Origin of the sequence: Halobellus ruber (assembly GCF_014212355.1) — an archaeon.
GTDB classification, from domain to species: domain Archaea; phylum Halobacteriota; class Halobacteria; order Halobacteriales; family Haloferacaceae; genus Haloquadratum; species Haloquadratum rubrum.
In genome coordinates this window covers 181,725-199,663 of sequence record NZ_JACKXD010000005.1, presented here as the reverse complement: position 1 = coordinate 199,663, position 17,939 = coordinate 181,725, and the positions used below count along the sequence as shown (strand labels likewise).

Sequence of the window (17,939 nt, the reverse complement as noted above, 5' to 3'; positions counted from 1 at the left end):
TCAGAAGTCGTCGACGTCACGCCCGCCGCGCGGGGTGACGAGGTACGTTTCGTGGTCGTTGCGCCAGGGCTCGGTCTCGTGGGTGCCGACGAGGATCGAGGTCCCCATCCCGCCGACGTTCTCCTCGTGGCTGGCGGCGTCGCCGAGCGTGGTGACGGTGAACGCCTCGCCGTCGAGGTTCCGGCCCGCGTCGCCGCGGCCGGCGTCGTTGAAGATGCCGACCGGCACGTCGTCGGCCCGCTCCTCCCGCAGGATGTCGATCGCGCGGGTGTAGTTCCGCCAGCAGTTGTAGAGGACGACGACGAAATCCGCGACCGCCGCGGCCCGCAACTTCTCCTCGATCTCCTCCCACCCGCGCCACTTGTCCGACAGCGAGATCGTACAGAAGTCGTTCGACAGCGGCGCGCCCATCATCGCCGCGCCGCCGAGCGCCGCCGTGACGCCGGGCACGATCTCGATCGGGACATCGGTGGCGTCGTCGGCGTCGGCCATCGTGAACACCAGGTCGGACTTGCCGTAGACGTTCGGGTCGCCGCCGGAGACGTGGGCGACGTCCTCGCCCGCCCGGACCCGCTCGAACGCCTCGCGGGTGAGTTCGATCTGCTGCCCCATCGACGACCGGACGACCTCCTGGTCGGATTCCTCGACCTCGTCTTTCGGCGGCAGCGTGCCGTCGTCGCGGAGGAACTCCTGGTAGAGGTTCGACGCGATCACGCAGTCGGCCTCGCGGATCACCTCGCGGGCCCGCTGGGTCATGTGCCCCGGGAGCCCGGGGCCGATGCCGACGACGTAGAGGGTGCCGTGGTCGGCGGCCGTCGCGTCCGCGCCGGCGTCGCTCGCGCCCTCGTCGTCGACGCTCATCGTCCCACCGCCACGGTCACCGCGTCGTCGTGACTCCGCTTCTCGACGACGAGTTCGTGGTCGCGGCCGGCCGCTTTGGCGCTTGCCTCCGCGATGCCGGGCCACCCGATCAGCTCCTTCGACCGCGAGGGGGTCGGCCCCTCGAACTCGAGCAGCGACTCCTTGTCGAGGTACGCGACCCCGACACCGAACTCCCGGGCGGCGTCGAGGAGTCCCTGCTCGCCCTCCTTCCGGGTCGCGGTCGCGACGAACTCGACGTCGGCGGACGTCAGGTCGGCCTCGTCTAAGGCCGCCCGCCACGCCGTCAGGAACTGCACTTTGTCGGCGCCGGAGACGCTGCCGGTGCCGAGCACGACGCCCGACTCCGTGTTCCGCTTGAGTACGGTCACGTCGTCGTCGACGAGAACGGCGTTCGGGCCGTCGAGCCGCTCTACGGGCCCCAACTCCTCGTTCAGCACCGCGAGGTTGGTCGCGACCGTGGAGTCGCCGTTGACGACGTGGGTGTCGACCGCCTTCGCGCGGCTCTCGACGCCCTGTTTGCCCGCGGCCTCGGAGGCGGTGGTCATCGCGGGCACCGCGCCGAGCTTCGAGAGGTCGTTGGCGACCCCGTTGGCGCCGTGGTGGCCGCCGGTCAGCGGGATCGCCCACGTGAGTTCCTCGTCGACGACGACCACGGCGGGGTCGTCCCACTTGTCGTCGAGCAGCGGCGCGGTCTTCCGCATCGCGATCCCGCTCGCCATCAACCCGACGAAGCAGTCGTACTCCCCCCAATGCTCCTCGAAGACGTCGCCGTGGTACTCGACGATGTCGATCAGGTCGTAGTCGTCGGCGAGACCGGCTTTGATCTCCTCGGCGGTGTCGAGCTTCCGCCCGAAGCTGATGATCGCGATCTCCTCGGCCACCTCGCCGTCGCTGTCGGCGGTGCTGCAGCCGTGGGCGTCGCTTCCCGAGTCGCTCGTTGTGCTTCCGCCCGCGTCGGCGCTCGCGGTTCCGCCGTCGGTAGCGATGCTGTCCGGTGTCGCGTCGGTGTCCTGTGCTCCCGTCGCGTCGGTGTCGCGTGTGTCTGTATTCTCAGTCATCCGTTTCGGCCTCCTGGCCGTCCGCGCCGCGGTTCGCCCACCCGTCGTAGAGGTACGACCGCTCGTAGCCCGCGCCGGTCGCCGCCTCGCCGATGATCACCATCGCCGAGGCGCGGTAGCCCGCCGCCTCGACCTTCTCGCCGATCGTGCCGATCGTGCCCCGGAGCACGTCCTCGTCAGGCCACGACGCGTGGTAGACCACCGCCACGGGGGTGTCGGGGTCGTGGCCCTCGTCGAGCAGCCGGTCCATCGTCTCCGCGACGGCGTGGGTCCCCAGGTAGATGCAGACCGTCACGTCGCCGTGGCCGACGAAGTCGCCGATGTGGTCTTCATCCTCCGAGAGGGTCTTGCCCTGCGGCCGGGTGAACACGACGTGGTTCGCCACCTCGTTGAGGGTGAGCTGGGTCCGGAGCGTCGCCGAGGCCGCAAACGCCGACGTGACCCCGGGAACGAAGTAGGTCGGCACGCCCTCGCTTTCGAGGGCGTCCATCTGTTCGATCGCGGCGCCGTACACCGCCGGGTCGCCGCTGTGGAGCCGGACGACCGTTCGTCCCGCCTCGTAGGCCTCGGTCAAAAGCGGGATCAGCTCCTCTAGGTCCTTGCCGATGCTCGAGACCTGCTCGGCGTCGGCGCAGAACTCCTCTAAGAGTTCGCTGTTCACCAGCGACCCCGCGTGGACGACGAGGTCGGCGTCCTCGACGAGGCGCTTGCCGGTGACGGTGAGCAACCCCGGATCGCCGGGGCCGGCGCCGATGAAGGGGATTCCCTCCCGGACGTCGCCGGCGGTGTACTCGGCGTCGGCGGCGGGCGTGGCCGGATCCTCGCGGCTCTGCCCCGGGTCGGCGTCGCTCATTCCGACCCCTCCGTAGGCGCGTCCGCGGGCCGCTCCTCACCGCCGTCGGCGGTGAGTCCGTCTGCGTCGGCGGAATCGGCGTCGACGCCCTCGAACGCCGCGGTCACCAGGTCGCGCTCGAAGGACTCGTGTTCGGCGTACGCCAGCGTGTAGTAGTCGCGCTCCGCGATTTCTTCGGGATCCGAGGTGACGGTCGTCTCGCCGTGCTCCATGAACAGCCGGCGGCCGTAGGTGACGTCGTAACCCGCCTCCGAGAGCGTCCGGTCGGTCTCGACCGCGTCGGTCACTTTGAACAGGATCATCCGCTCGGGCCCCGTCGGCGCCGCGCCGTCGGCGGCCTCCCGCAGCGAGAGGCCAGTCCCCGACTCGATCTCGACGCCCAGCGCGGTCGCAAAGGCCGTGACCGCGCTCACGCCGGGAACGATTTCGACGTCGACCGCGGGGTGGAAGGCGTCGAGCGTCCGCCGGAGGTGCCCGAACGTCGAGTAGACGTTGGGGTCGCCCAGCGTCACGAACGCCACGTCGTCCGACGCCGCGCCCGCGGCGACGTCCGCGGCGGCCTCCCGCCACGCCCGCCGGAGCTTCTCCCTGTCTCTCGTCATCGGGAAGTCGAGGTCGCCGAGTTTCGACTCGTCGACGTGGTGCAACGCGACCGACCGCGAGAGCCGCCCCGGGGAGTAGACGGTGTCGACCGATTCCAGGATCCGTTTTCCCCTGACGGTGACCAGGTCGGCCTCGCCGGGACCCAGTCCGATGCCGTAGACGGTCATCCTGCGCTGCTCCCGTCGGTCGCGGCCGCCGTGGGTTCGCCGTCCTCATCCCCGTCCCGACCGACGACGACGTAGACCGGGTTCTCGGAGTCGAAGCTGGTCGCGCCGGCGAGTTCGTAGCCGTGGCTCACCTGGACCTGGAGCACCTCGTCGAGGATCTCCCGCTCCCGGAACGCCTCGATGGCGTCGCCCGCGACCTCGACCCGGGAGACGTTCATCACGACGCGGGTTGCGTCGGAGTCGACGACCCGATCGAGGACGGCCTCGAAGTTCCGGCTCCCGCCGAGGAAGGCCGCGTCGGCGTCGTCGGGAATCCCGTCGGGCGCCTCCGCCGCCCGGAGCGAGACCTCGGCGTCGTAGTCGTTGGCCGCGAGGTTCCTCTCGGTGACCGACAGTCGGTCGGGCTTGCGTTCCAAGGCGGTGACCCGCCCCGCCCGCCGGGCGGCCGCGACGGTGACCGCGCCGGTACAGGAGCCGACCTCGACGAGGTGATCCGCGGGGGTCAGCGCCAGTTTGTCCAGCGCGACCGCCCGGATCTCCGGCTTCGTCGGGCCGGCCTTCGCATCGTGTGGCAGTGCTACCTGGGACATCACCAACACCGTTCGCGTCGTCCGTAAAAACAATTGGGGTTGGTTTTCTACAATTTCACTTGTACTCCTCCGGACCGAGAACAATCGAACTTGGGTTACTGTAAGCAGAATTGTTTTGAGGGAGGAGCCGGTTCGGGGCGTACGGAGGATTCCCACGTGCACATCATCGAAGGGTTCCTGCCACCGGTCTGGGCGGTCGTCTGGACAGTCGTCGCCGCCCCGGTGGTGGTATACGGCGCCCGCCGGACGCTCAGCCTGATCCGCGACGACGCCCGGACGAAGGCGCTCGTCGCCGTCGCAGCGGCGTTCGTGTTCGTGCTGTCGGCGCTGAAACTCCCCTCGGTGGCTGGAAGCTCCGCCCACCCGACCGGAACCGGTGTGCTCGTGGTGCTTTTCGGCCCGGCGGTCACCGCGTTCGTCTCCGTGATCGTGCTGCTCTACCAGGCGCTGTTGCTCGCCCACGGCGGGGTGACGACCCTCGGGGCCAACGTGGCCGCGATGGGGATCGTGGGGCCGCTCGTCGGGTGGGCGGCCTACCGGGCGGCCCGGTCTGTCGGGTCGGTCCGGCAGGCCACCTTCCTGGCGGCCGCGGTCACCGACTGGACCACCTACCTGGTGACGTCGCTCCAGCTCGGGCTGGCGTTCCCCGCCGGGAGCGACCCCGCGGGCGTCGCCGCGGCCGCGCTGGATTTCGCCGCGGTCTTCTCCATCACGCAGTTGCCGATCGGGATCCTGGAGGGCGTCCTCGCCGCGGCGATGGTCGGCTACCTCCTTCGCTTGGAGACCGACGCCGCGAACCGGCTGGGGGTGACCGCGTGACCCGCGCGGCAACGGTCGGGGTCGGGCTCGGCGTGGCGGCGCTCGTCGCCGTGTTCGCGATCGCGGGGGGCGGCGCCGTCGGCACAGACCAGCAGGCCGCCGCGGCAGTCGCGGAGGCCGCCCCCGACTACGACCGGTGGGCCGCCCCGGCGTGGGCGCCGCCCGCGCCGTGGGGCGAGCCGCTCCTGTTCGCGCTCCAGGCCGGGATCGGGGGGAGCATACTGGCCCACTACCTCGGGCGGCTCCGAACCGATCGCGGGCCGGCGAGCGACACATAGCGGAGATGCACCGGACGCTCGAACGGATCCAGGTCGACGCCACGCCCGCCGTGTGCGGCCCGCTCAGGGTGTACTTCGTCGGCGCGGCGCTGTTACTGACCGCGACAGCGACGCGGGTGGGTGCCTTCGCGGTTGCGACGGTCGCGTTCGGGACGCTGACGCTCCACGCGGTCGGGCGGGCGTACTTCGGGCTGGTCCGGTATCCGCTCGCCTTCCTGCTGCCGAGCGTCGCGGTGGTCGCGGTGATCACCCCCGGGACCCCGGTGGCGGCGGTCTGGCGGCTCTCGGTCACGGAACAGGGACTCGCAACCGCCGCGACGGTTGGACTACGGGCGGTCGCGTCGCTGACGGTGCTGTCCTTCCTGGTGTCGACGACGACCGTCCCCCAGTTCGTCGCCGCCCTCGACGACCTCCGACTCCCCGACCCGGTGACGGAACTCCTCCTCTTGGTGTACCGCGGGATCCAGGTGCTGGTGGCCGAATCCGCCCGGCTCCACGCCGCCGCCCGGCTCCGCGGGGGGTTCCGCTCCCGGCGGCACCTCCTCCGGACGACGAAGCTGGTGTCGGCGTCGCTGCTCGTGAGCGCCGTCGAGCGGGCGACCGCGTTCGGGACCGCGATGGAATCCAGGAACTACGACGGCCGGATGCCGGTCGCGACGACCGAGAACCGCGGCCACGCCGTCGTCGGCGCGGTGTTGCTCGCGCTGGTCGCCGCGAGGTGGGTCGTATGAGCGGGACGGTCGCCGCGAGGTGGGTCGTATGAGCGGGACGGTCGCCGCGAGGTGGCCGGCGTGATCGAACCCGTCACTGGTGGGTGGTCGGTGTGATCGAGACCGTCGACCTCCGGTTCGGCTACGACGACCGGCCGGTGCTCCGCGGCGTCGACTTCACCGCGGAGTCCGGCGAGGTGACGGTGCTTCTGGGCCGCAACGGCGCCGGGAAGTCCAGCCTGTTGAAACAGTTCAACGGGCTCTTAGAGCCCGACGGTGGGTACGTCAAGGTCGACGGCGAGCGGGTCACATACGACGACGACGGGCTGGAACGGGTCCGGAAGCGGGTCGGGTTCGTCTTCCAGCGCCCGGCCGACCAGTTGGTCGCACCCACGGTCGGCCAGGACGTCGCCTTCGGCCCGGCCAACGACCGGGACGCGGCGGTCGACCCCGACGGGCCGACCGTCGGGCGCGCGCTGGAGCGCGTCGGCCTCTCGGGGTACGGAGAGCGGCTCTGTTCGCGGCTGAGCAACGGCGAACGGAAACGGGTCGCGCTCGCGGGAGTGCTCGCGACGGACCCCGACTGCGTCGTCCTCGACGAGCCGACCGCGGGGCTGGACGGCGACGGCACCCGCGCGCTGATCGACCGGCTCCGCGGGCTCGCGAGCGAGGGGCTCACGGTCGTCGTCTCCACCCACTACCCCGGGTTCGCGTCGGCGGTCGGCGACGCCTACGCGATCCTCGACGACGGCCGGATCGGCTACCGCGGCCGGACGCTCGACGGCGTCGACAGCGAGGCGTTCGGGCTGCGACGGTTCGACCGGTGATCGCGGCGGCGACTGGAGGTCTCACACCGCCCCTGCGTCGAAGATACCGGCGGTAATTGTAGCCGACGCGTCGGTTAGGTAACCCGTCGCTAAAGGGGAGGTATGGCAGACGAAAACGAGACGCCGCTCGGGTTCGGGACGCGAAGCCTCCACGCGGGACAGGAGCCCGACCCCGCCACGGGATCGCGGGCACAGCCGATCTACCAGACCACCTCCTACGTCTTCGACGACGCCGAGGACGCGGCGGGGCAGTTCGCCTTGGAGAAGGAGGGGTACATCTACTCTCGGCTTATGAACCCCACGGTCGCGACGCTGCAGGAGCGGCTGGCGTCGCTCGAGGGCGGCATCGGCGCCGCCGCGACCGCCTCGGGGATGGCCGCACTCGACCTCGCGACGTTCCTGCTCGCGTCGGCCGGCGACAACGTCGTGACCGCGGCGTCGCTGTACGGCGGCACTTACACGTACTTCACTCACACCGTCGAGCGCCGGGGGATCACGACCCGGTTCGTCGACACGCTCGATTACGACGCCTACGAGGAGGCGATCGACGAGGACACCGCCTACGTCCACCTGGAGACGATCGGCAACCCCGCCTTGGTCACGCCGGACATCGAGCGGGTCGCCGAGATCGCCCACGACCACGACGTCCCGCTGTTCGTCGACAACACCTTCGCGACGCCCTATCTGTGCCGGCCGATCGAGCACGGCGCCGACCTGGTGTGGGACTCGACCACGAAGTGGCTCCACGGCGCGGGCACCACCATCGGCGGGGTTCTGGTCGACGGCGGGTCGTTCGACTGGGCCGAACACGCCGACAAGTTCCCCGAGATCGGCGCCGCGAACCCGGCGTACCACGGCGTCAACTTCGCCGAGCGGTTCGGCGACGCCGCGTTCACCTACGCCGCGATCGCGAGGGGGCTGCGGGATCTCGGCAACGCCCAGTCGCCGTTCGACGCGTGGAACACCCTCCAGAAGCTGGAGTCGCTCCCGATGCGGATGGATCGCCACTGCGAGAACGCGATGGCGGTCGCCGAACACTTAGAGGACCACGACGCGGTCTCGTGGATCAACTACCCCGGCTTGGAGAGCCACGAGACCCACGCGGAGGCATCGGAGTACCTGGAGGGCGGCTACGGCGGGATGATCACGTTCGGGCTGGCCGAAGGGTACGACGCCGCCCGCGACACGGTCGACAACGTCGAACTCGCCTCGCTGCTCGCGAACGTCGGCGACGCCAAGACCCTGGTGATCCACCCGGCGTCGACGACCCACCAACAGCTCACCGAGGAGGAACAGCACGCGGCGGGCGTGACGCCCGATATGGTCCGGCTGTCGGTCGGGATCGAGGACGTCGACGACATCATCGCCGATCTGGATCAGGCGATCGCAGCGGCGACGAACTGAAGGGCAGCGGCGCAGCCGCAGGTGCGACCGCGGTGGTCGGCGTCCGGTGTTGTATGTCGAGACCGTATTTCGTGCGCCGATGGGAGATAGTATCAGTATATCGATTACTGCTTCACGCGGCGGAACAGGTGTGAACTGGCTGTAACAGCGTTCCGCGTATCGGCGGTATCAGGCGCCGGATTGGGACATCTCGGAGTATAGTGGCTGTGCGTGATCACCCGTATCGGGAAGGACGACCGCCGGCCGGCCGGAATTATTATCAGCACAGAAATCTATTAAACAGCAGTATAATGGTTGCAGCGTGGGGTACCCTCACCGGCGTTGTATACATCGTACTGTTTCTCGCAACCGGGGTGGGTTGCGTGGCGTCGATTCCGCGGGCGCGGACGTTCACCGACATCGAGGTTCGGTACGGGCTGGTCGGGCTACTCGGGTTGACCGGGCTCTGGGCCCTGTTCAAGACGGCGTTCTTTCTCGTCCCCGGCCCGCTCCAGCCGCCGGTGTACACCGTCGGACTCACCTCCGGGTTCGGGACCGTCTGGGCGTGGTTGTACTTCGCCTCCGCCTACACCGGTCGAACGCTCCACAGGAATCCGACGCTCCGCCGCCTCGCCGGTGCTGTCTTCCTCGGTATCACGGCGCTGAAGGTGACCAATCCGATCCACGGCCTCTACTTCACGACCACGGAGGTGACGACGCCGTTCCGGTATACGGCGATCGATCACGGGCTGATCCATTGGGTGTCGACCAGCCTCTCGTACGTCCTCGCGGCCATCGGCCTGTTTATGATCTTCGAGCTGTACGTCGAATCGGGGCACGACACGAAACCGCTCGGCGCGCTGACGGCGTTGCTCGCGCTGCCTGTTACGATAGACCTCGTCGCGATCGCGACGCCACAGCTGATCGAGTTCATCTACGCCCCGATCGGCGTCGGCGCCTTCGCGGTCGGGGTACTGTTCGTCTTCGACAGGCAGTTTCTCGCGGTACGGACCAAGGCTCAGGGCGACGCGGCGACGGTGGTGCTGGACGACGCAGACCGGATCCAGGCGCATTCGGACGCGGCGGCGGAGATCTTCCCGGAGCTCGACGGGGCGACGGGCGAGCCGCTCAGCGACGTGCTCCCGGCGGTCACCGCCACCGACGAAGCGGACGCCGACCAGGTCGTCGAACGCGACGGCGAGGACGGACCGCGGTACTACCTCGTCTCTCCCAGGTCGATGACGCTCGGTGACTCGACGGTCCGGGTGCTCGCACTCGCCGATGTCACGGAATCCGAGCGTCAGCGCCGCGATCTGATCGAACGGGAGCGCGAACTCGACAGGCGCAACGAGCTCTACCGGGCGATCATCTCCGCGAGCTTCGCGTTCGTGTTTCGGATCGACGCCGACGGCAGGTTCGGTTACGTCTCGCCGTCCGTCGAGGAGTTCACGGGCTACAGCTCCGAGGCGCTCACCGGCGAACCGATATCGCTCCTGGGATCCGACGAGCAGGCCGTCGAAGCAGTACAAGACCACCTCGACCGCGTGCTCGACGACGGTGAATCCGTCCAGGTCCGCGAACTCCCCATCGAGACCCGATCCGGCGGCACCGTCTACGCGGACGTTCGGGCGGAGCCGATCTACGACCCGAGCGTCGCGTCGGACGCGCGGACCCCAGCCGATGTCGTCGGGGCACAGGCGATGGTACGGGACGCGGGCGAGCGCCGCAAGCGCGAGGGGCTGATCAGCGTCATCAACCGCGTGCTCCGCCACAACGTCCGCAACAAACTCACCGTAATCAACGGCCACGCCGAGATGTTGGCGGCGGACCTCGACGGCGAGGACGCCACGAAGGCGGACCGCATCCTCGAAGCCGGAACCCGGCTGCTCGACCTCAGCGAATCCGCCCGTCGCATCGAGTCCCACCGGGAGCTGTCGCCGGAGTTAGAGCCCGTCGACGTTGCGCCGATGGTGGGTGGGTTGCTCGATCAGCTCACCGACGAGTACCCGGAGGCGTCGGTGACGGCACAGGTCCCGGAGACCGCCCTCGCGGAGACCCAACCGCGGATCGAGACCGCCCTGTGGGAGCTGCTCAACAACGCCGCGCGGTACACGGGGCCGGAGCCGACGATCGATGTCGATGTCACTACGGTCGACGGGCAGGTCCTGGTTCGGATCCGCGACGACGGGCCGGGGCTTCCGGAGGCCGAACGGCGGGTACTGGTCACCGGCGAGGAAGGGCCGCTCGTCCACGGCCAGGGGCTCGGGCTGTTTTTGACACACTGGATCATCACGAACCTCGGCGGCGAAGTGTCGGTGGCGACAGGTCAGGGGACAGCCGTGGAGGTCCGGCTCCCGGCCCCGTCAGCGGCGACCGCCGCAAGCGGTCAGTTACGGGACTGACCCTGGGTGCCACGCGCTTGGATCTCCCGAGCGCGGTGACACACAGGGGTGGCCCGTCCGGGACTGCCGCACAGTCCGGGCGGTGACGCCGAACCGCCCGACGGGAACGCACCCACACCATCGGACAGAGCGACCTCTCCACGACAACCCGCGCGGAGCGGTCGCCACCGCCGCCGGTGGAACCGGATCGAACAGCAAAGTCTAATGGGATGGCACACTAACCGTCTGTTGATGCCTACAGTAGAATACCTTAACTACGAGGTAGTCGAAGACGAGGGCTGGGATATGGACGCCGACGATCTCTTCGAGAAGGCCGAGGACGCCGGCCTCGGCGACGAGGACTACGGGACCCTCGAAGTGAACCAAGGCGAGTACATCCTGGAAGCCGCCGAGGCCCAGGGCTACGACTGGCCGTTCTCGTGCCGTGCCGGCGCCTGCGCGAACTGCGCCGCCATCGTCAAGCAGGGGGACATCGATATGGATATGCAGCAGATCCTCTCCGACGAGGAGGTCACCGAAAAGAACGTGCGGCTGACCTGCATCGGGTCGCCCGCCGCCGACGAGGTGAAGATCGTCTACAACGCGAAGCACCTCGATTACCTCCAGAACCGCGTCATCTGACGGCGTAGCGCCGTTCAGCGAACGCGCCCGTTCCCGCGGGTCTGGGAAAAATCTCCATTTTGGGGTCTCTATCGTCCAGCAGCCCCGGCTCATACTGTTGGCTATAGCTACGTGAAGATTTTCGACACCCCGGAGTGTCGAAATCCGTCACGGGACGATAGCCGACAGTATCAGGACCGATCACGACGCGAACTGGTGTCGGTTCTGCCCGTCGGGTGTGCGTTCTCGGGGTCGCGAGCGTGTCGCCGTCGTCGAGTACCGGTACGACGTGTGCCACGCTGTCGCCGAACGGGACCTCGGCTGTGACGGACCCCCATAGTCTCAAGGGCGTCCCCAGCGTTACGTGAAACGGGAAGCCGATGTCCGACGATCCACGGGTCGAACTGTACGAGTGCTTGGCCGCGACGGGCGAACTGCCGGTCGACCGCACGGCGAGTCGGTGGGTAGGCGAGGCCGAGGCGGTCGCGGCTGACATCCGCAACGTGGCCGACTGCGCGGTCGTGGCCGACCGCGCAGGGACCGTCGTCGAACTGCTCGCGGAAGTCGAGACGACCGGCCACCCCGAAGCCGACGAGTACGTGCGGCAGGCCCGGGAGTTAGCCGTGCAACTGTCGGAGCGATAGCCCTGACTCGACTGTCGCGGCGGACTTCGAGTGCCGGGAGGAATGGGTCGCCGAGGACCGCTCGTGGCGCGGGATCCGCGTCGGGCACCTCATCGAGCGGGCCGACCCGACAGTCGAGGACGGGTACGTGCTCGTCAGCGCGATGGACGGCGACTACGCGTGTGCGTTCCCGACGGACCGCCTCGCGGACGCGGTGCTCGCAATCGAACTCGACGGCGGGACCCTCCCGGTCGAGCACGGCGGGCCCGCGCGGCTCGTCCCGACCCACGACGACGCGGACTGCTGGGAGAGCGTGAACTGGGTGTCGGAACTCGACGTGCGCGACACCCGACCGACGCCGACACCGCAAAGAGGATCGCGGTCGGTAGACTGGAGTGAGCACGGAATGACCACCTGGGACGAGCGGTTCCGATCCGGCGCGTACCCGACCGATCCGGACCCCTCGCCGGTGTTGCGCCGGTATCTCGACGCCGCCCCGGACGGGCGGGCCCTCGACGTTGCGACCGGGGAGGGCCGCAACGCGGTCTTTCTCGCGAGCGAGGGCTACCGGGTCGACGCGATCGACCACTCGGAGGAAGGGCTGCGGATCGCGCGAGAGAAGGCCCGGGAGCGCGGCGTCGACGCACGGGCCGAGTGGATCCGGGCCGACGTGGGGAGCTTCGAGTTCCCGCCGTCGACGTACGACCTCGTCACGATCAGCTTCTACCGGGCGGTCGACCGGTTCCCCGACATCTTCGAGTCGCTGACCCCCGGCGGCGTGGCCTTCGTCCAGCACCACCTCCGAACCGACGACCCGGTCGACGGCGGCCCGAGCGGCGACCGATACCGGTTCGCCGCCAACGAACTGTTGCACGCGTGTCTCGGGCTGACGGTCCTCCACTACTTGGAGCGGACCGAGGTCCGAAACGGGAAACGGAACGCGGTCGCCGAGATCGTCGCGCGAAACAGCGCGGGCCGGCGGCAGTCCTATCCGGAGATCGCGTGGGAGTGACGGCCGGTCGGGGGACGGGGCTGCGCGGGCGTCGGCCACCGTCATAAGGGGGTTAAACGATTAAGCTACAGACCGATACTGGTGTCGCGCCAGTAACTAAGTGTATGCCACACCGAAACCGACGTGCCGAGCGAGCAACGACGGACGAATCGAAGTTCTACCTCCCCGCCGGGACCGGCCCGTCGCTCCTCGAAAGCCGGATCAGAGCCGTCTGGAAGACGCTCTTCAACCACCAGGTCGGGCGTCGGCGCTAACGCCGATGGGCGGAGACCACCCGAACCATCCGAGCGTCGACCAGTCGGATCGCACGGTGCCCAGGAACCTCCGGCAGACGGGCGATGCCGACATCGACCTCGTGATCTCGAACCGCGTCCGGAAATCGCCGTTCTGGCATCTCTCCGTCGAGGAGGGCTGCCACGAGGCGACGGTGTACAACCATATGTACCACCCGCGGGCGTTCATCGACCCCGAGGACGGCGGGTCACAAGCCGAGTACGACCTGCTTGTCAACCACGTCGCGCTGTGGGACGTCGCGGTCGAACGCCAGATTCGCGTCAACGGCCCCGACGCGGAGGCGTTCGTCAACTTCGCCATCACGCGGGACGCGACCGACATCGACCCGATGCGCGGCAAGTACGCGATCTGCTGCACCGAGGAGGGCGGCATCGTCAACGACTTCGTCCTGCTGCGGCCCGACGACGACGAGTTCTGGTTCTCCATCGCCGACTCGGACCTGCTGCAGTGGCTGAAGGCCCTCAGGATCGGGAACGACTTCGCGGTCGGCGTCGACGAGATCGACGTCTCGCCGGTGCAGATCCAGGGCCCGAAATCGCCCGACGTGATCGAGTCGCTCATCGAGGCCGGCGTCGAAGACGTGCCGTACTACGGGCTGTTGGAGGCAACGATCAACGACGTGCCGGTGTTGGTGAGCCAGACGGGCTTCTCCGGGGAGGCAGGGTTCGAGGTCTACGTCCGCGAGGCGACGAGAAACGCCGAGGCGGTGTGGAACCCGGTGCTGGAGACGGTCAAGGACCACGGCGGCGCCGCGGCACCGGCAAACGGGCGGCGGCGGATCGCGGCCGGAATCCTCTCGTTGGGCCAGGACATCGACCTCGAGACCTCGCCGTTCCGGTCACCCTCGGGTATCAGGTCCCCGACGACAAGGACGCCGACTACGTCGGCAAGGCCGAACTCGAAGCACAGAAGGGGACCATCGAGAACGGCGGGTTCCCGTTCACGCACAAGCTGGTCGGGCTGAAGATGGCGGGCGAGCCGATCCTGGAGTGGGCGTCGGACTTCTGGCTCGTCTCCGACCCCGGGACCGGCGAGGAGTGCGGCTACCTCACCTCTGCGGGGTGGAACCCCGAACTCGAAGCCAACCTCGCGCTCGCCTCCGTTCCGGCGGCGAAACTACAGGCCGCGACCGACGTCCCGCTCGACGACTCGGTCTACGACGCGGATGTCGACTTGGAGTTCGCGGTCCACCTCCCCGACGAGTACGCCGAAGAGCCCGGCGAACCCGTGTACGCGACGGTGGCGAAGGTCCCGTTCACGGAGTCGGAAAACCCCAGCGCGCGCGAACAGGCCAAGATCCACGACGGGGGGTGACGGACAGCCGGTCACCGGCGCCGAGACGAGGGGAGCTCGCCGGGGGACGACACGCGTCCGTGGAACCGACTCAGTTAAGCCGTCGCACGGCAATCGATACGGTCACAGCAACGAGTCCGGCGGGACGGTCCCGGTGGGCCGGTCGGCGACCCGATCGACAGGCTTCGGACGGACTCCGGGAGACAGACCAATGACGGATATCAAAGCGGTCGTCCGGGCGGAGCATCCCGACATAGTCCTCACGGGGGCGGTGACCCACGACCCCAGTTCGGACGTCGCGTCGGTGTCGGAGGCGGGCACCGACCCCACGTCGGGGAAGTTCTTCTACCGGATCGAATCCGACGATTTCGGCCGGTTCGAGGAGGGCCTCCGGGAGGATCGCACCGTCGGTGCGTTCGAGCGCGTGATCGAGACCAGGGACGGGGAGGCGATCTACAGCTTCGAGTACACCGACGAGGCGAAGCTGCTCTCGCCGGTGGTGTCGGCCGCCAACGGCGTCATCCTGGATATGAAAAACGACGGATCCGCGTGGGTCCTCTCGATCTGGATGCCCGAGCGAACGGATCTGGTCCACCTGTGGGACTACGCACGGGGGAACGGCATCGAGATCGACTTGCGGCGCATAAACGAGTACGACAGCCTGGGGAACACGGACGCCGGGTTGACCGACAGCCAGCGGGAGGCGCTGCTGGTCGCCTTCGAGACGGGGTATTTCGAGGAGCCGCGGAACGCGACGCTCGGCGAACTCGCCGACGAACTGGACATCTCACAGCCCGCTGCCAGCGGGCTTCTCAGACGTGGAATCAAGCGGCTCGTCGTCTCGTCGCTGGTGGACGACGGCGGGACGGCGGAGTGATCGGCGGTGTCGTCGCGTACTGCCGGCGGGAACGGGATCCGCGGGGTTCAAGCGGCCCGGACCGCCTCGAGCACCTCGTCGTAGTCGGGCTCGTTGGTCGGGTCGTCGGCGACCCAGCTGTACGTGATCGTGCCCTCCTCGTCGATGACGAACACGGCCCGGTTCGCGATGCCGTGGAGGCCGAGCTCCGCGATGTCCATCTCGAGGTCGTAGGCGTCGATGGCCGCGCCGCCCATATCGCTGACGAGGTCGAACTCGATCCCGTGCTCCTCCCGGAACGACCCCTGGGAGAACGGCGAGTCCGCGCTCACGCCGTAGACGGTCGCGCCCGCTTCCTCGAACCGGTCGAGGCGGTCCTGGAACGTGATCATCTCGTTGGTGCACGGGGGCGTGAACGCGCCCGGGAAGAAGGCCAGGACGACGGGACCGTCGCCGATGGCGTCCGCGAGGTCGAAGGATTCGTGGTCGCTCGTGCCGCGCGTCGCCGAGAAGGTCGGTGCTGTGTCTCCGGGTTGAGGCATCGCCCGTCCGTTGGGGCGCTCGGCTATTAAACCCTGCACGAACGGCTGCGGCCGTCGTCGGGCGGTGTGCAAACGCAAGCTACAACTCCCCCGGGGTCGGTCCCCCTGTATGTTCGCCAGCGTGCCGGACATCCTCAGGTTGGCCGTCCTCCCGGTGCTCGGGTGGGCCGCGTGGCGGGACGTCAGAGTCCGCCGCGTGCCGAGCCGGACGTGGTACCCGCTCGTCGGGCTCGGGGCGCTCCTGCTCGTGTGGGACGGCGTCGGGCACCTCTCCGTTGGGACCTCGGCCGACGTGCTGTTTTTCGTCCGGGTCGGCATCAGCCTCCTCGTGGTCGCGCCGATCGCGTACCTGTTCTGGCGGCTTGGCGGGTTCGGCGGCGCCGACGCCAAGGCGCTGATCGCGATCTCGATCCTGCTGCCGACGTTTCCGACCTACTACTTCGCGGGCTTTACTCTCCCCGTCGTCGTGACCACGCTGGGCGTCTTCTCGATGACGATCCTCACGAACACGGTGGTGTTGGCCGCGGGCTACCCGCTCGCGCTACTGGCACGGAACCTGCTCGACGGCGAGGTGGCGTTCCCGGCGGCGCTGTTCGGCCGGCGGATCCCGACCTCGACGCTGCCGACGGCCCACGGTCGGCTGTTCGAGACCACCGAGGGGTTCACCCGGAGCGGTCTCGACATCGACGCCCTCCGGATGTACCTCCGGTGGCGGGGGACGAGCCTGGAAGCCGTCCGGGCGAACCCCGAGCGGGCCCGCGACCCCGGCAGCATCGGCGAGACGCACGATCCGACCGACGGCGCGGTCGGGGACGACGCCGATGACGGGGGGTCCGTCGCGCTCGACGCCGACGGCACCGCCGCACCCGACCCCGACCCGGACGATCCCTGGGGGGCTGAGGCGTTCCTCGAGGGCATCGAGGGGACGGCGTACGGGACCTCCCCCGGGACGCTCCGGGAGGGCCTGGAGGTCGTAACCGAGCGCGACGGGGTGTGGATCTCGCCGGGGATCCCGTTCATCGTCCCGATGTTCGTCGGGACCCTGCTGGCGTTCGTCTACGGCGACCTGCTGTTCGGCGCGCTGGGTGCGCTCGGCGTGGTGTGAGACGCGCAGGGAATCGCCCGGTTCCGACTGTCACCCGAGTTCCTTCTTGAACGTGTAACAGTACCGATCCATACCGAGGTCGTCCTCGTAGAAGCGGTGGGCGTCCGCCCGCCAGAGCCCGGATTCGAGCGTGAGGCTCTCACAGTCTCGGTCGCGCGCCCACTCCTCGACGGAGGTCATCAGCCGGGTTCCGTAGCCCTCCGAGCGCCGGTCGGCCCGCGTGACCAGGTCGTACACGAACAGGTGCCGGCCGTTGTAGAAGTTCGTGGTGACGACGACGCCCGCCACCGAGACGATCTCGTCGTCGTCGAAAAGCGCGAACAGCCGGTAGCCGTCGGCCCGCATCTCCGCGAGATAATCGAGGTACTCCGTTTCCGAGAGGTGATCGCGGAGTTGGCTGATACTGTTGGCTATAACTACGTGAAGATTTTCGACACCCCGGGGTGTCGAAATCCGTCACGCGACTATAGCCGACAGTATGAGAACCGGGAACGCCGCGCGGAACTCGGCCTCGGTCGTCAGTTCGCGAACGTCCGTCGTACTCATACCCCGTGTATCAGTATACACTCGCAAAACGCTACGGACCGGGGTGTGGGGGCAGGGGGCTCCCGTCCCCGCCGCGTTGCCGGGGCAAAAGACCTATCGGCCGGAGCCGTCTGGATCAGGGTAATGACTGACGACGTCGACGTCGATTTCGGCGACGATGGGCTCGTTCCCGCCGTCGCGCAGGACGCCGACTCCGGCGAGGTGCTCATGCTCGCGTACGTCTCGCCGGGGGCGCTGGAACGCACCCGCGAGACCGGCCGTGCGCACTACTACTCCCGCAGCCGCGAGGAGCTCTGGGAGAAGGGTGCGACCAGCGGCCACACCCAGACTGTCAGGGGGATCAGAGTCGACTGCGACGCCGACACCCTCCTGTATCTGGTCGAACAGGCCGGCGGCGCGTGCCACACCGGCCACCGGTCGTGTTTCCACCGGACGATCGGCGGCGACAACGTCGGCGAACGGGTGTTCGACCCCGAGGAAGTGTACGGCTGAGCCG

At 68.7% G+C, this 17,939-nt stretch carries 20 protein-coding genes and 2 pseudogenes; 15 read left to right on the top strand and 7 right to left on the bottom strand.

Annotated elements, in window-relative coordinates:
• Genes H5V44_RS14160 through cbiT form a run of 5 tightly spaced genes read right to left on the bottom strand, consistent with a single transcriptional unit; the run spans position 1 to position 4,153 of the window.
• Positions 1–861, bottom strand: coding sequence for a precorrin-3B C(17)-methyltransferase (locus H5V44_RS14160; protein ID WP_185193785.1), 861 nt, complete (start codon positions 859–861; stop codon positions 1–3).
• On the bottom strand, positions 858–1,940 hold the full coding sequence (cbiG, locus tag H5V44_RS14155) for a cobalt-precorrin 5A hydrolase (protein WP_185193784.1): 1,083 nt from the start codon (positions 1,938–1,940) through the stop codon (positions 858–860). The genes H5V44_RS14160 and cbiG overlap by 4 nt, the downstream gene beginning before the upstream one ends.
• The gene (locus H5V44_RS14150; protein ID WP_185193783.1) at positions 1,933–2,793 is read right to left on the bottom strand and encodes a cobalt-precorrin-4/precorrin-4 C(11)-methyltransferase; all 861 of its coding nucleotides are present in this window, start codon (positions 2,791–2,793) and stop codon (positions 1,933–1,935) included. Before H5V44_RS14150 ends, cbiG begins: the two co-directional genes overlap by 8 nt.
• Positions 2,790–3,563: a cobalt-factor II C(20)-methyltransferase gene (locus tag H5V44_RS14145; protein WP_185193782.1), complete on the bottom strand. Its 774-nt coding sequence runs from the start codon at positions 3,561–3,563 to the stop codon at positions 2,790–2,792. Before H5V44_RS14145 ends, H5V44_RS14150 begins: the two co-directional genes overlap by 4 nt.
• Positions 3,560–4,153, bottom strand: a complete 594-nt coding sequence (cbiT, locus tag H5V44_RS14140; protein WP_185193781.1) for a precorrin-6Y C5,15-methyltransferase (decarboxylating) subunit CbiT — start codon at positions 4,151–4,153, stop codon at positions 3,560–3,562. Before cbiT ends, H5V44_RS14145 begins: the two co-directional genes overlap by 4 nt.
• A gap of 156 nt (positions 4,154–4,309) precedes the next feature.
• Here cbiT and H5V44_RS14135 point away from each other — a divergent pair, with 156 nt between their 5' ends.
• The 13 genes and pseudogenes from H5V44_RS14135 (at position 4,310) to H5V44_RS14075 (ending at position 15,271) form a co-directional block, all read left to right on the top strand.
• Positions 4,310–4,972 carry an energy-coupling factor ABC transporter permease gene (locus tag H5V44_RS14135; protein ID WP_185193780.1) on the top strand — a complete coding sequence of 221 codons (663 nt, stop codon included), beginning with the start codon at positions 4,310–4,312 and terminating at the stop codon, positions 4,970–4,972.
• Positions 4,969–5,250, top strand: coding sequence for an energy-coupling factor ABC transporter substrate-binding protein (locus H5V44_RS14130; RefSeq protein WP_185193779.1), 282 nt, complete (start codon positions 4,969–4,971; stop codon positions 5,248–5,250). The genes H5V44_RS14135 and H5V44_RS14130 overlap by 4 nt, the downstream gene beginning before the upstream one ends.
• A gap of 5 nt (positions 5,251–5,255) precedes the next feature.
• Positions 5,256–5,981, top strand: coding sequence for an energy-coupling factor transporter transmembrane component T family protein (locus H5V44_RS14125; protein WP_185193778.1), 726 nt, complete (start codon positions 5,256–5,258; stop codon positions 5,979–5,981).
• A 92-nt stretch (positions 5,982–6,073) separates the two neighbouring features.
• Positions 6,074–6,787 (top strand): ATP-binding cassette domain-containing protein, encoded by a 714-nt coding sequence (locus H5V44_RS14120; RefSeq protein ID WP_185193777.1) that lies wholly within the window; start codon positions 6,074–6,076, stop codon positions 6,785–6,787.
• Between the two features lie 102 nt (positions 6,788–6,889).
• Entirely contained in the window at positions 6,890–8,191 is a 1,302-nt protein-coding gene (locus H5V44_RS14115) for an O-acetylhomoserine aminocarboxypropyltransferase/cysteine synthase family protein (protein ID WP_185193776.1), read from the top strand.
• A 290-nt stretch (positions 8,192–8,481) separates the two neighbouring features.
• Positions 8,482–10,572: an ATP-binding protein gene (locus tag H5V44_RS14110; RefSeq protein WP_185193775.1), complete on the top strand. Its 2,091-nt coding sequence runs from the start codon at positions 8,482–8,484 to the stop codon at positions 10,570–10,572.
• 231 nt (positions 10,573–10,803) lie between these two features.
• On the top strand, positions 10,804–11,193 hold the full coding sequence (gene fer, locus H5V44_RS14105; protein WP_185193774.1) for a ferredoxin Fer: 390 nt from the start codon (positions 10,804–10,806) through the stop codon (positions 11,191–11,193).
• A 359-nt stretch (positions 11,194–11,552) separates the two neighbouring features.
• On the top strand, positions 11,553–11,816 hold the full coding sequence (locus tag H5V44_RS14100; protein WP_185193773.1) for a hypothetical protein: 264 nt from the start codon (positions 11,553–11,555) through the stop codon (positions 11,814–11,816).
• A gap of 61 nt (positions 11,817–11,877) precedes the next feature.
• A pseudogene (locus tag H5V44_RS17630) lies at positions 11,878–12,087 on the top strand (molybdopterin-dependent oxidoreductase); the annotation flags it as partial.
• Between the two features lie 114 nt (positions 12,088–12,201).
• The gene (locus tag H5V44_RS14090) at positions 12,202–12,807 is read left to right on the top strand and encodes a class I SAM-dependent methyltransferase (RefSeq protein ID WP_185193772.1); all 606 of its coding nucleotides are present in this window, start codon (positions 12,202–12,204) and stop codon (positions 12,805–12,807) included.
• Between the two features lie 104 nt (positions 12,808–12,911).
• On the top strand, positions 12,912–13,061 hold the full coding sequence (locus tag H5V44_RS14085; RefSeq protein ID WP_185193771.1) for a hypothetical protein: 150 nt from the start codon (positions 12,912–12,914) through the stop codon (positions 13,059–13,061).
• A 5-nt stretch (positions 13,062–13,066) separates the two neighbouring features.
• Positions 13,067–14,415 (top strand): annotated as a pseudogene (locus H5V44_RS14080) (glycine cleavage T C-terminal barrel domain-containing protein).
• 190 nt (positions 14,416–14,605) lie between these two features.
• The gene (locus H5V44_RS14075) at positions 14,606–15,271 is read left to right on the top strand and encodes a helix-turn-helix domain-containing protein (protein ID WP_185193770.1); all 666 of its coding nucleotides are present in this window, start codon (positions 14,606–14,608) and stop codon (positions 15,269–15,271) included.
• Between the two features lie 47 nt (positions 15,272–15,318).
• Here the strand turns inward: H5V44_RS14075 and H5V44_RS14070 are convergent, their stop codons facing one another.
• Positions 15,319–15,792, bottom strand: a complete 474-nt coding sequence (locus tag H5V44_RS14070; protein ID WP_185193769.1) for a redoxin domain-containing protein — start codon at positions 15,790–15,792, stop codon at positions 15,319–15,321.
• A 109-nt stretch (positions 15,793–15,901) separates the two neighbouring features.
• Between H5V44_RS14070 and H5V44_RS14065 the strand changes: the two genes are divergently transcribed.
• On the top strand, positions 15,902–16,897 hold the full coding sequence (locus H5V44_RS14065; protein ID WP_185193768.1) for an A24 family peptidase: 996 nt from the start codon (positions 15,902–15,904) through the stop codon (positions 16,895–16,897).
• A gap of 30 nt (positions 16,898–16,927) precedes the next feature.
• Here the strand turns inward: H5V44_RS14065 and H5V44_RS14060 are convergent, their stop codons facing one another.
• Positions 16,928–17,299, bottom strand: coding sequence for a GNAT family N-acetyltransferase (locus H5V44_RS14060; RefSeq protein WP_343067764.1), 372 nt, complete (start codon positions 17,297–17,299; stop codon positions 16,928–16,930).
• Positions 17,300–17,566: 267 nt separating this feature from the next.
• On the opposite strand from H5V44_RS14060, the gene hisI reads away from it, so the two are divergent.
• A complete protein-coding gene (gene hisI / locus H5V44_RS14055; RefSeq protein ID WP_185193766.1) occupies positions 17,567–17,935 on the top strand; it encodes a phosphoribosyl-AMP cyclohydrolase in 369 nt (122 codons plus the stop codon).
• Positions 17,936–17,939: the final 4 nt, after the last annotated feature.

What these genes read in the sequence shown, in the direction of transcription:
- H5V44_RS14065 (WP_185193768.1), top strand. Translation starts at nt 15,902, where the DNA reads ATGTTCGCCAGCGTGCCGGACATCCTCAGGTTGGCCGTCCTCCCGGTG.
- H5V44_RS14110 (WP_185193775.1), top strand. Translation starts at nt 8,482, where the DNA reads ATGGTTGCAGCGTGGGGTACCCTCACCGGCGTTGTATACATCGTACTG.
- cbiG (WP_185193784.1), bottom strand. Translation starts at nt 1,940, where the DNA reads ATGACTGAGAATACAGACACACGCGACACCGACGCGACGGGAGCACAG.
- H5V44_RS14145 (WP_185193782.1), bottom strand. Translation starts at nt 3,563, where the DNA reads ATGACCGTCTACGGCATCGGACTGGGTCCCGGCGAGGCCGACCTGGTC.
- H5V44_RS14100 (WP_185193773.1), top strand. Translation starts at nt 11,553, where the DNA reads ATGTCCGACGATCCACGGGTCGAACTGTACGAGTGCTTGGCCGCGACG.
- H5V44_RS14075 (WP_185193770.1), top strand. Translation starts at nt 14,606, where the DNA reads ATGACGGATATCAAAGCGGTCGTCCGGGCGGAGCATCCCGACATAGTC.
- H5V44_RS14160 (WP_185193785.1), bottom strand. Translation starts at nt 861, where the DNA reads ATGAGCGTCGACGACGAGGGCGCGAGCGACGCCGGCGCGGACGCGACG.
- H5V44_RS14085 (WP_185193771.1), top strand. Translation starts at nt 12,912, where the DNA reads ATGCCACACCGAAACCGACGTGCCGAGCGAGCAACGACGGACGAATCG.
- fer (WP_185193774.1), top strand. Translation starts at nt 10,804, where the DNA reads ATGCCTACAGTAGAATACCTTAACTACGAGGTAGTCGAAGACGAGGGC.
- H5V44_RS14070 (WP_185193769.1), bottom strand. Translation starts at nt 15,792, where the DNA reads ATGCCTCAACCCGGAGACACAGCACCGACCTTCTCGGCGACGCGCGGC.
- hisI (WP_185193766.1), top strand. Translation starts at nt 17,567, where the DNA reads ATGACTGACGACGTCGACGTCGATTTCGGCGACGATGGGCTCGTTCCC.
- H5V44_RS14115 (WP_185193776.1), top strand. Translation starts at nt 6,890, where the DNA reads ATGGCAGACGAAAACGAGACGCCGCTCGGGTTCGGGACGCGAAGCCTC.
- H5V44_RS14150 (WP_185193783.1), bottom strand. Translation starts at nt 2,793, where the DNA reads ATGAGCGACGCCGACCCGGGGCAGAGCCGCGAGGATCCGGCCACGCCC.
- H5V44_RS14125 (WP_185193778.1), top strand. Translation starts at nt 5,256, where the DNA reads ATGCACCGGACGCTCGAACGGATCCAGGTCGACGCCACGCCCGCCGTG.
- H5V44_RS14090 (WP_185193772.1), top strand. Translation starts at nt 12,202, where the DNA reads ATGACCACCTGGGACGAGCGGTTCCGATCCGGCGCGTACCCGACCGAT.
- cbiT (WP_185193781.1), bottom strand. Translation starts at nt 4,153, where the DNA reads ATGTCCCAGGTAGCACTGCCACACGATGCGAAGGCCGGCCCGACGAAG.